Origin of the sequence: Rapidithrix thailandica (genome assembly GCF_039710355.1) — a bacterium.
Classification (GTDB): domain Bacteria; phylum Bacteroidota; class Bacteroidia; order Cytophagales; family Flammeovirgaceae; genus Rapidithrix; species Rapidithrix thailandica.
This window is the reverse complement of the sequence record NZ_JBDKWZ010000001.1, coordinates 503,282-515,535: the sequence shown is the minus strand read 5'-3', so window position 1 is coordinate 515,535 and position 12,254 is coordinate 503,282. Positions and strand designations below refer to the sequence as shown.

The 12,254-nt window shown below is 39.5% G+C and carries 9 protein-coding genes; 5 read left to right on the top strand and 4 right to left on the bottom strand.

The window, feature by feature from the left end:
* Window positions 1-340 precede the first annotated feature (340 nt).
* Complete coding sequence (locus tag AAG747_RS01860; RefSeq protein ID WP_346819417.1) at window positions 341-976, top strand: peroxiredoxin; 636 nt, start codon at window positions 341-343, stop codon at window positions 974-976.
* 79 nt (window positions 977-1,055) lie between these two features.
* Here the strand turns inward: AAG747_RS01860 and AAG747_RS01855 are convergent, their stop codons facing one another.
* On the bottom strand, window positions 1,056-2,030 hold the full coding sequence (locus AAG747_RS01855) for an aldo/keto reductase (protein ID WP_346819416.1): 975 nt from the start codon (window positions 2,028-2,030) through the stop codon (window positions 1,056-1,058).
* A 523-nt stretch (window positions 2,031-2,553) separates the two neighbouring features.
* Between AAG747_RS01855 and AAG747_RS01850 the strand changes: the two genes are divergently transcribed.
* The 3 genes from AAG747_RS01850 (at window position 2,554) to AAG747_RS01840 (ending at window position 7,693) form a co-directional block, all read left to right on the top strand.
* Complete coding sequence (locus tag AAG747_RS01850) at window positions 2,554-4,611, top strand: hypothetical protein (protein WP_346819415.1); 2,058 nt, start codon at window positions 2,554-2,556, stop codon at window positions 4,609-4,611.
* Window positions 4,601-6,094 (top strand): DUF5723 family protein, encoded by a 1,494-nt coding sequence (locus AAG747_RS01845; protein ID WP_346819414.1) that lies wholly within the window; start codon window positions 4,601-4,603, stop codon window positions 6,092-6,094. The genes AAG747_RS01850 and AAG747_RS01845 overlap by 11 nt, the downstream gene beginning before the upstream one ends.
* Window positions 6,095-6,271: 177 nt before the next feature.
* Entirely contained in the window at window positions 6,272-7,693 is a 1,422-nt protein-coding gene (locus AAG747_RS01840; protein WP_346819413.1) for a DUF5723 family protein, read from the top strand.
* Between the two features lie 206 nt (window positions 7,694-7,899).
* On the opposite strand, the gene sufD is transcribed toward AAG747_RS01840, so the two are convergent.
* Both sufD and sufC read right to left on the bottom strand, forming a co-directional pair.
* Window positions 7,900-9,270, bottom strand: a complete 1,371-nt coding sequence (sufD, locus tag AAG747_RS01835) for a Fe-S cluster assembly protein SufD (RefSeq protein WP_346819412.1) — start codon at window positions 9,268-9,270, stop codon at window positions 7,900-7,902.
* Window positions 9,271-9,356: 86 nt separating this feature from the next.
* Entirely contained in the window at window positions 9,357-10,118 is a 762-nt protein-coding gene (gene sufC / locus AAG747_RS01830) for a Fe-S cluster assembly ATPase SufC (protein ID WP_346819411.1), read from the bottom strand.
* A gap of 398 nt (window positions 10,119-10,516) precedes the next feature.
* Here sufC and AAG747_RS01825 point away from each other — a divergent pair, with 398 nt between their 5' ends.
* Window positions 10,517-11,605, top strand: coding sequence for a leucine-rich repeat domain-containing protein (locus AAG747_RS01825; protein WP_346819410.1), 1,089 nt, complete (start codon window positions 10,517-10,519; stop codon window positions 11,603-11,605).
* Window positions 11,606-11,707: 102 nt separating this feature from the next.
* Here the strand turns inward: AAG747_RS01825 and AAG747_RS01820 are convergent, their stop codons facing one another.
* Window positions 11,708-12,139 carry a hypothetical protein gene (locus AAG747_RS01820; RefSeq protein ID WP_346819409.1) on the bottom strand — a complete coding sequence of 144 codons (432 nt, stop codon included), beginning with the start codon at window positions 12,137-12,139 and terminating at the stop codon, window positions 11,708-11,710.
* Window positions 12,140-12,254: the final 115 nt, after the last annotated feature.

Sequence of the window (12,254 nt, the reverse complement as noted above, 5' to 3'; positions counted from 1 at the left end):
GGATACCGAAAACACTCACTTGTTTTTGTAAGTTTTTTCATTTGATAATATACACCAGGTAAAGCATATAGACTTCACAACTGTTTAACAAAGCCGGTACTGACTCGGTGACAACAATATTCCCCCATAGGTGTTCGGCTTATAAAATCCGATGATTTTGCTGTTTTACAGGGTAACTGTCATCAGTTAACAGTTTATGTTGAAACCCTGAAAATAAGTTTTTTTACACGCATAAAAATTCTCCGTTAAAATCAGTTTATTCAGTTGCTAATCCCAACCGAACTATTTAACTTAACTTAATAGAACCAGAGCATTTTTAAACTTAAAAACGAAGAAACATATGGCACTTAGATTAGGTGACACCGCTCCTAATTTCACTGCAAAAACCAGTGAAGGAGAAGTAGATTTTTATGAATACTTAGGCGATAGCTGGGGTTTGTTGTTTTCTCACCCGGCAGATTATACTCCTGTATGTACCACAGAACTTGGGCAAACTGCAAAGCTTAAAAGCGAATTTGAAAAAAGGAATGTGAAAGTACTGGCCTTGAGTGTAGACGATCTGGACTCGCATACCGGTTGGATCAAAGACATTAATGAAACTCAAAATACCCAGGTAAACTTTCCATTGATTGCCGATGAAGACCGGAAAGTTTCCACCTTATACGATATGATACATCCGAATGCATCCGATAACATGACAGTGAGATCTGTATTCATTATCGGCCCGGATAAAAAAATCAAATTGACGATTACTTATCCGGCTTCTACCGGACGTAATTTCAATGAGATTCTTCGCGTCATTGATTCTTTACAGTTGACTGCCGATTATAGTGTGGCCACTCCGGTAGACTGGAAAGAAGGAGAAGATGTAGTGGTGGCCCCTGCCATTCCTACCGAAGAAATCCCGGAGAGGTTTCCAAAAGGTTTTAAAGAGATTAAGCCTTACTTACGGATGACCCCACAACCGAATAAATAAAATAGTGCCCATTTAATAGTTAACAACCCTCCGCGATCTTATCTGTTGGAGGGTTGTTGAGCTTTCTGCGGTTTCCACTTTATTTTCCAGTGTACCAAAAGGCACGGACCCAATAATGATGACGAAGCATTTCCATATATTCCTCCGGCAAATCAGGCATATCGGCTACTGCAGTATTTCGTTCTGCTTGTTGGGCATTGCGGATACCCGAAATGACCGTGCTTACCGCCGGAGGCTTCATGGCAAACTTTAATGCTGCTTGCGGCATGGTAAAGCCACTAGTTTGAAGGTCACTCTTAATTTTTTCTACCCGGCGGACTGCCCTTTCCAGCCGGTCGCCCTCAAAATACTTACTTCTGAAGTCCTCCTTGGGAAATTGATGATCAGGGGTATACTTTCCGGTAAGGATTCCTTCGTCAAAAGCCATCCGGACTATGACTCCAACTTCTTGTTCCAATGCCGTAGGAAGAAACTCGGCTACCGGTTCCTGTTCAAAGATATTATAAATGACCTGTACGGTATCCAACCATCCGCCTTTCATTAATCCTATCAAGGCGTTTTGGTCGTGCTCCGGTGTAGAAACACCTATATATCGTATTTTTCCTTCTTTCTTAAACTTTTGCAATACTTCCAATGCACTGGGGTACTTGTTCCAGGCACGGGTCCATGTATGCAATTGTAAAATATCGATACATTCGGTATTTAAGTTTTTCAAACAAGTTTCCAAAGATTCCCGCAAGTATTCTTCAGGGTACCGCTCTTCAATTTTGCAATAAGGTGTAGGAGGCCACGCACCCACTTTGGGAGGAATCTTGGTAGCTACATATACTTCCTCACTTCGATCACTCAGCACTTTGCCGATAATTTTTTCGCTTTTTCCGTTCCCATATGCCAAAGCCGTATCGATGAAGTTCACTCCCAGATCTAAAGCTTTATGCAATGCGGCAATCGAATCTTTTTCACTTTGCTCTCCCCAAGAAGCTCCAATGGACCAGGCACCAAAACTGATTTCTGAAATTTTTAAACCCGTTTTTCCTAAACCTCTATACTTCATAAAGCTAATTTTTTTTTATGTAAAAGAAATAGGTGTTTTCATATCTTACCTTAAGATACTACCTTCTACTCAAAGAAGCATAACACTGTACAATTCCCATAAGCAGCATTTGTGCTGCAAAGTCCGTTAGCACCCTAAGCAAAATGTTTTTATAAAACTTAAGATTCCCTTCAATGTAATATATCTGTAAAAAGGGAAGCAGTTCGTATTTTCCAAATAGGTATAATCCACTATCATAAATTGCACTAAGTCATTACAAGCCCTATCATGAGCAAGCAGATAAAGTAAGAAATTAGGATTTCTTTGAGTTTCTTCCTGTAAATTTCGCCTAGCTCAAAATTTGTTTCACAGAATAATCCAAGTAAGGCTTTTCCTCAGATCATGCTTCACGACAATTATTCCTGACATATTCCCATATAGCTTTCTCAGCTTTTTCGCATTTGGCTTATAGCGCACAAGCGTATAGTTTTCTTCCGTTCGTTCTCCCTACAAACTTACCCTTTACCCCTAATACCATATTAACATGAAAGACACTACCACTTCAAGGAAGTTATGGTTTTGTGTATACATTGTCTCCTTTGGGCTTGCAATGCTACAAGGCTGTAATTTTGACAAAGAAGACTTTAATTTTGATCAAGCGAAATTTGAAGAAATTTCACCTACCCTGGCTCTTCCTTTATTCAGTTCTCAATTAAATTATTCCCATTTAATTAACTCCGTTGATCAAGATTTTCTAGACAGCGAAAAGGATGGGCTATTAAGCTTTATGTACACGGATACCTTAATGGGGCCTTCTCTGAATTCTTTTACTCAATTAAGCAACATCCGCCATGAGTTCTCATTGGAATTCACGGAAATTCCGTTGCCTCTTTCCATTTCAAAAAAATACGCCAAACTGGCTGATTTTGCAGCGAATACCGGTTTGAAAGATAATGTCAAACCTTTTCCGCCTTTCAAAATCGACAATATTGAGCCTTTCCAATTTCCCGAAATCGAAAACCTAAACTACGCCCGTTTTCAACAGGGAAAAATCTCTTTAGAAGTCATCAATATGTTTGATGCTATGGTGAACCTAAGTTTTGAAGTGCGCAATGCAGAAGGTGTATTGATAGGAACCCCTATAAATTTATCGAATTTGGAAGACAATGGCGGAAAGGAGACCGTGAACCTTGACTTGGCCGGCATGACCATTACGAAAGAGATGCAAGTGATCATCACGGAGTTAAGCAGTCCGGGTAATCCTCATGGACGCTTGGAATACATTGACGGGATTTTCTTCAAGGCTTCCTACCTGGATTTAGCCGTAGAAGAGGTAGAATTGATTTTAGAAGAACCTTTGGAAGTCCATTCGGAAGAAATATTGCCCTTAGCCGTTTCTTTTGAAATATATGAGGCTTTTTTAGAAAAGGGTACGCTTAACTTACAAGTTGAATCAGACCTTACCAATGCTGTTACGCTTGACGTCTCTTTTCCCGGGATTCATCTGGAGGGAACCCCCTTACAATTTTCTTCCCAACTAAGTAAAAGTCAGGAAATATCCATTGATAAAGCCTCTCTGGACCTGACACAAACAAATACCGGGTATAATGAGCTTCTTGTTCAAACGACTACAAGTCTACCGGTAACCGGGCAAACCATCCGGCTAACGAACCATGAAAAAATCCAATGTCAGATAACGCTTAAAGAACTTAACATTTCGTCTGTAAAAGGGTATTTTGGACAGTTCAATGGAAATCTCCCGAATAAAACAGTGGACATCGGTATTTTTCAAAATACACTTACTAATGGCCAGTTCAATTTAAAAGACTTCTCCATTGATTTTGCGATTTACAACCAATACGGGTTTCCTATTGATCTTACTTTGGATCAATTGGAATTAGAAAGGGAAGAAGACCGGTCCAAATTGCCGTTACAAGTAAATGAAAGTACTATCCATGTACCTGCCGCAAGCAATTACCTAAGTACTGAAGTTGTGGAGGACATTCACATCACCAATACATCCGAAATTCTTCCATTTAAACCGACAAAGCTAAATTATGGAGGCACCATGCATATCAACCCTCATGGGAAATCCGTAAACTTTTTGACTGATACCTCCAATGTTTATATTACTGCCACTACCAAAGTGCCTTTATACGGAAGCTTAACAAGTATCCAGTTTCAGGATACGGTGGAAATTGGCTTAGAAATAAATACCAGTGATTTAGGGGTGGGAAATGCCAGTCTTAAAACCAAGGTAGAAAATGAGTTTCCTTTAGCCATGAAGGTTCAATTTTATTTTGTCGATAGTGAAAACCAAGTGACCGATTCTCTTTACCGTGAAGGAGCTCAACTATTGGTAGAATCAGCAAAAACCGATGTAAACGGGGTTACCATAGAAAACTTTGTAAAAGCGGATGAAACGGACCTGGAAGAAGAGCAACTCTTACATTTATTGAATGCTCAGAAGATAGTGATCGCAGCCGAGTTGGCCAGTGAAGGCGGAGGAGCTAAAGATGTCAAAATCTTGGATCATTACGAATTAAAAGTCAAAATGGGCATCCTTTCTAACCTCAAAATCACTATCAATCATGATGAATAAAATTACGCTTTCCAGCCAGCCACTATGGGTTCGAATTTCAGCTCTTGTAAAACAGTTGATAATACCATATCAAGTTGTGTTCACGAGTTTATACATCTTTATCTTCAGTCAACTTTGTTTGCAAACGGCCACGGCACAAGAGGAAAAGACATTTTACTTTATGCATTCTGTTCCTCAGAGCACTTCTTACAACCCTGCAAAAAAAATGGATTTTGAGTTTGCTATCGCCTTACCGATCGTATCATCCTTGTATGTAGCGGGCAGCCAGGGCGCCACTTATAAAGATGTGGTTAAGTTGGACGATAATAATGATAAAATTATTTCTATTTCCGGGCTCGTCAATGCTCTCCAAAAAAACAATTTGGTGCGCAGTAGCTTTTCAATGGATATCTTCGGTGTACACTTTAGTGATGATAAAGTCAATTTTAATCTTTCGGTCAAAGAACGGGGAGAATCCTATGCAAGCATTCCCAAAGAACTACTCGGGGTATTATTGAAAGGAAACGGGCATGCAGATTATTTGAATCAACGTATTCCTATCGAACCCAACATGAACTTGATCCACTGGAGGGAATTTGGAATCGGAGGAGCCTATACTTTCAGCGAGAAACTCACCATTGGCCTGAATGCAAAAGCCGTATTCGGCATGGGGAATATCCGCCCGGACCTCCGTTTCAGCCTCTTGACAGAAGATTCTGACAATTACCCGGTTACCCTTACTTCCGGGGGAAGGGTACAGTCCGCAGGAATTTTCAACGTCCTTGACAAAAAAATGACCCAAGATGCATATGTCTTGAATAATTACAAAAACCCTGGATTTGCGATAGATTTTGGAATGGCTTACCAACTTAGCAAGCGGGTAAAACTAGAAGCCAGTGTGTTAAACTTAGGTAAAATTACCTGGAAAACAAATTTAAGGGAATACCGGCTGAGCCATCAAGACGGCAGTGATCAATCCTATACTTTTGAAGGAATGGATTTAGCCAAACTGGTCACAGAAGACCCCGAATCAGAGGCCTTTGAAGAGGTATTGGATAGCTTGGAGCAAGTCGTAACGTTTACCAATATTGAAGAAGATGGAAAATCACCGGAAGCCTACACTACCACATTGCCGATCCGGAGCCATTTAAGCCTTCAATATGAAATTGCCCGTAACTTCACCACCGGCTTGCTAATTTCAGGCGTCATTCATGATCAAATATTTCAACCCAGCTTGGGGCTTAGTCTTCAAAAGAACTTTGGAAGTTGGATCACCCTCTCGGCAAGTTATTCGGCCTCTCCTCACTCTTTTCAAAACCTTGGAGCTGGCCTTGTCCTGAATTTAGGTTCTTTACAAGTCTATGCAGTAAGCGACCAGTTGATCAGCACTGCATTAAATTATCAAAAGACACATACGATCACTGCCAGAGCGGGAGTAAATTTCGTATTCGGTCATAAACAAACCCTTAGAAAAGAAGAGGCCTTGTTGGAAGATGATTTTTAAGAAGGATGATAGAAAATGAAAATTCATGGAAAGGGAGCTTTAAAAGCTCCCTTTTTTCATTGAAACCAGTAGTAATTGTTTGAAAGAAATGCTCGTTTTCACTCAACTTTTTCTTACTGAGAAATGTAATAATGAGGAACAGAGCACGAAATTTTAATAGTCAAAATTGAAAAAATAATGACAATAAGTACAAGAAAACAATTGGCTCTTTACGTCTTATTATTGCAAATGTTTGGAATTTCCGCGCTTGCGCAAACAGAAAAAACACTCTTTCATATGCATGGAATTCCTCAAAGCACAGGGTATAACCCTGCTAAACAATTAGATCACAAGGTATCCCTCAGTCTTCCGGGTATATCTTCTGTCTATGCGTCCATCTACCAGGGAGGCTCTTACAATAAGGTTGTAGAAAAAAATCGGGATAATGAGAATATTGCCTCCATTCCTGGTATTATCAAGGCTTTTAAGAAAAACCCTCAAGTTACCAGTAGTTCCAGTGTTGACATTTTGGGAGTGTATATCAATACGAAAAAAGTAAATTTCAATGTATTTGTCAGAGAACGTGTAGAAACATTTGCCAAGTCCCCTCAAGCTATTTTAGAGGTTATTCAAAAAGGGAATACCCATGTGGATTATTTAGGTAAAACCATTTCTATTGAACCTAAGATGGGATTTATTCACTGGCGGGAGTTTGCTGTGGGAGGGGCCTATTCCCTCAGCGAAAAATTAACCCTTGGTGCCAATGTCAAAGTTCTTTTTGGGATTGGGCATATCCGCACTAATCTTCATAGCAGTATTTATACGGAAAACACTGATAATTACCCGGTTACCTTTACTTCCGGAGGTATAGCACAAACGTCCGGCATTATTAATTTGATAGATGATGATATAGATGCCGAGGATTATTTTGCAAACTTTGGGAACCCCGGATTTGCCATTGATTTGGGAGCAACGTATCAACTTACGGACAAAATACAACTCGAGGCAAGTATTTTGGATATTGGGAGAATCCAATGGAAGTCAAACTTACAAGAATTCCGGCTGGGTGACATCAATGGCAATGACCGCACTCTAACCTTTGATGCACTGAATTTAGCTACTCTGGTCAATGAAGAGCAAGATTCGGAGGCTTTTGAAGCGCTTGCCGATAGTTTAGAGAAAGTATACACTTTTATCCAAAAAAAAGATGACGGAGAAGAACCCTCTTCTTACTCTACAGGACTCCCGGTGCGTACTCACCTTGCCATGAGTTATGAACTGACCAAAGGCTTTACAACTGGGGCAATATTTTCTGCTATTTACTATAAAGGTGTTTTTCAGCCGGGGTTCGGTATAAATATCAGAAAAGACATAAGCCGATGGGTTGGGCTGGCCGCCAGTTATTCTATATACCCTCACTCTTATACAAACATGGGTTTGGGAGTCAACTTCAACTTGGGACCTGTGCAACTTTATGCGGTGAGTGACCAAATGATTAGCGGTGCATTCGGCTACAGAGACAGCAGGTCTTTAAGTGCACGTGTAGGCCTGAATTTAGTATTCGGACATAAAATGGCTATAGAAAAAAGAAAGGAGAGGAATTCATTGAACGGAAATTAATTATAGAAGTGGTTTAAACTTATAGTTTTTGATCGAAAATAGAATCAAAACAGGCTCATCAAGACACTTTTTGAAGAGAATAGCCAAAGCTATTGTTGAAAAAAGTAACACGGAGGAGGCGTTTTTGAAACATTTTTTAGGAAAAATAAAAAGGTTAATTCACTTCATAAACATAAAAAGGGGGCTAAAAAAGCCCCCCCTTCCTCTTATACCAACAACCGTTGGTCTATCAATTTTTCAATATGATCTTTTACTTCAGGAATTTTTACTTCCTCTAATAAATCCGCTGCAAATGCATGCATCAACAACGCTTTAGCTTTGTCCTCTCCGATACCTCTGGATCTCAAATAAAACAGGGGTTCCTCATCCATCGCACCTGTAGTGGCTCCGTGCGAACATTTCACATCATCAGCCCAAATTTCCAACTGTGGTTTTGTATCCACAGAAGCTTTAGGAGAAAGCAAAATATTTTTATTGGATTGAAAGGCATTGGTTTTCTGAGCATATTGCCGCACATATACTTTCCCGTTAAACACCCCTTTGGCTTCATCGTCCAATATACCTTTGTACAACTCATTGCTGAACGAATGCGGTTGTTTATGATCCACACTGGTATGATTGTCCACATGATCTTGGCGATGCATCATATAAAGCCCAAACAAATGCGACTCACAATTCTCCCCATCCAACACCAAGTTCACATTGTTCCGGGTCAAGCCCCCGGCCAGTGTAAAGGTCAGGTTGTTATAGTAACTATCCCGGTGTTGCAAGACTTGTGTCGTTCCTATATGAAATACTGTCGGTTGTTCATTCTGTAATTTGTAATGGTTTACCCGGGCATTAGATTCTACCACAATTTCAGAAACCAGATTGCTAAAGCTTTTTTCAGCTCCTACACTCACAAAATTCTCGATCAAATTGATTTGGGCACTTTCTTCTACCACAATCAAATTTCGAGGTTGTGAAAAAACGGCTTTTTCTTGCACATTGTTGATGTACAACAAGACCACGGGCTTTTCAACAACTTTTCCTTTAGGAACATGAATGAATACTCCTTCAGCTGCAAAGGCAGTATTAAGCGCTGTAAACGGCTCACTTTCCACTTTTGCATATTTTGAAAAATGTTGTTCAATCAACTCCCCGTCGGCCTCGGCAATTGAAGTTACTTCAAACGCGGTATCCACTACTTTGGAAAGGTTTACACTGAACTTACCATTGACAAACACCAGTAAATTCGCCTCTTCCAAGCCAAAATACCAATCTGGATTCAACTCTGTGGATTGCGATTCTTCCACTCCTTCCCAAGCAAAAGGAATACTCAGTAATTTTCGTAAGTTCGTATACTTCCACTCCTCATGCTTAATCGTTGGGAAAGTCGTCTCTTTGAAAGCAGTAAGTGCTTGTGCACGCAATGCTTTTAAAGGAGAGCTTCCGGCCCCGTTCAAGTTTTCTTCAAACTTGGCAAAGGTTTCTGTAATATTATCTTTTAAGTCGACTAACGTCAATTCTGCGTCCATGATAAAAGAAATTCCGATTTTGATGCTACCAATCCGGTCAAAAGGAGATTTCAAGCTCATCGTTTCCGGTTGGTATAAAAAATTTGGTTTTCTACGGTGCCATTCCTCCGTTTTCTTTTCGGATGGATAGGCATTCACCCGGTAGATTATAACACGGCTCCCTCTATTTCTTTCTTAATCCAGTCATAGCCTTTCTCCTCCAACTCATAAGCCAACTCTTTCGTACCGGATTTTACAATCTTTCCTTTGTACAATACGTGCACAAAGTCAGGTACAATATAGTTCAACAGGCGTTGGTAGTGGGTAACCACAATAAAACCATTGTGATCATTTTTCAAAGTATTTACCCCATTGGCTACTACTTTAAGCGCATCTATATCCAAACCGGAATCCGTTTCATCCAAAATAGATAAGGTTGGCTCTAACATCGCCATTTGGAATATTTCATTTCGTTTCTTTTCTCCACCGGAAAAACCTTCGTTCAACGATCGAGTCATTAAAGATTGATCAATATTGACCACTTTCATTTTTTCTTTCATCAACTTCAGGAAGGCCACCGCATCCAAAGGCTCTTGTCCACGGCTTTTGCGCACTTCGTTGACAGCCGTCTTCAAAAAGTTAGTATTACTTACTCCAGGAATTTCGACCGGATACTGGAATGCTAAAAACAAGCCTGCTTGTGCTCTTTCTTCAGGCCCCATCTCCAACAAATCTTGCCCGGCAAATGTAACTTTACCCTCCAGCACTTCATACTCTTCCCGGCCTGCCAATACAGAAGCCAAAGTACTCTTTCCGGAGCCGTTGGGTCCCATAATCGCATGTATTTCTCCAGGGTTTATTTCTAAAGATATTCCATTCAAAATCTTCTTTCCCTCTATCGAAGCGTGTAAATTCTCAATTTTCAGCATTGTAAAAAGATTTCTGTTTAAAATCAGCCAGCTAAACTTGTATATTTATTTTATAAATTTTCCCTAAAATTGCTTGGCAAAGCCACAGGGGCTTCAAAATTAGTTATTTTATTTAAAATTATTCTAAACTATTGAGTTAAAATGCGATAAGTGATCAGGATCCTCTACAAAAAACGCCGGATCACGCTCCGGTTTAGCACAGCCCCCATGTTGTTAACCGGAGATAACCCATACTCATATCCCTTTTTCGCTTACTTATCAAATTTTATCCTTTTTAAATCAGATTTTAAACATTACACCGTAATAAAAGCGTAAGATTATACTAAATGGTAAAGTAAAAAAAGTAAACAATGAAGTGTTTTGCTTTTTAATTAGTCATATTAATCAATTAGTGCTACATGAAATGGAAAATACTTATTCTAGGACTTCTTTGTTTAGGAGGCACTGTACAAGCACAAGAGCAACCATTGACACTGGATTGGTGGAACGGTTTGACTAAAGAATGGAAAGAATGCTTTCTCAATGAAACGGGGCTGGAAGAACCCCTCACCCAGGCAGGGCTGGATACAATATACGCCTTGGAAAAAATCACTTGTACGGGAATAGATGACTTTGGTGACGAACGGAATATCAATTCTCTTGAACCAATTCAATCATTGATCCATCTGAAAGAAGTAGATTGTTCCTATGCTTTTATAAATGACCTTAGTCCCCTTTCTTCTTTAAAAAACCTAACCAAGTTAAACTGTGCATACACATATGTGGAAGACCTGGCTCCGCTCAATGAACTGGTAGGGCTGAAAGAATTAATTTGTGCCGGCACCCGGATTACCTCTTTGGCTTCCATCCATGATTTGGCCAACCTTGAGAAGGTGGACTTATTTGAGGTTCGGTTAAAAGACTGGTCCGAACTCAGTGCCTTTACTTCTCTCAAGAAAGCTTCACTGGATAATACCAATATTCAATCATTAGAACCTTTGGCTAAACTGATAAAACTGGAGTCTCTTCAACTATCCGAAACGGATGTGGAAGACCTTGAACCCCTGAAAAAATTAAAGCTCCTCAAGCACCTGCAGATCCGGAAAACAAAGGTCATTGACCTCCACCCGCTAAAAGAGCTGGAAGCCCTGGAAACTCTTAACCTGAATGAAACAGAAATTTCTTCTCTTGACGCTGTCAAAGAATTGAAATCCTTGGAAAGGCTTTTCTTCTCCCATACGAAAGTGAAAGATATCGGAGCTCTCACCAAACTAAAAATGTTAAAAGAACTTACTTTTTCCCAAACGCAAATTGACAGTTTAAGTCCTTTGACTGAATTGCCGAATCTTTCGATTCTAATTTTTGTAGAAACCCCAATCAGCAGCCTGTCTCCTATTCAAAATGCCAAAGCATTGACTGTGTTGTACTGTAGAGATAGCAAAATACCGGATGAAGAAATTGAAGCTTTCCAAGATAAATACCCTAATGTGGAAACCGATTATTTTTAATAAAAAACAACACTCCATTTTATCCGCAAAGAAAAAAGGTATAGCAAAACGCTATACCTTTTTTCTAAGTTATAACTCTGATAAATCTATTTTACATTTATATTAAATTTCCAAGGCAAACGATTCCAGATAAATTTCATCAAAACTCTCATCCGCATGAATAGATAAGGATAATTTCCTGGTTTTCAAATTAAAATCTCCAGCCCCTCCATGCTCCTTTTTAGTACCTGTTACTACAATATCTTTGTAATCTTGTTTCGGAACATTGAATATTATTTTTTCAGGATCACCACTTAAATTCACCAACAGGGTGTGGCCTTTACTCGTAAAACGTATTTCATCGTTATCAACTTTTTCAATGGATACGGATACGGTTTGCGGAGTACCTCCGGTGGCCATCCACACCCCTTCAAACGTTCCTGTAATGTTCACAGTCAAGTCCTTTTGGGAGCTTTCAGCAGAAGGATTACAAGCTGCAATGGCAAGTAAAAACAAAAAAAGCATCAACAAATGTAAAAGTATTCTCAGACTCATGGCCGTATTGATTTAAAATCAAAAAAATAACATTTCTAAGTTAATCATTTCTGAGATCATCAAAAATAAGGGGATATTTTCAGGAGGTAATTTTTGAAGAGCAATCAAAAAAAAT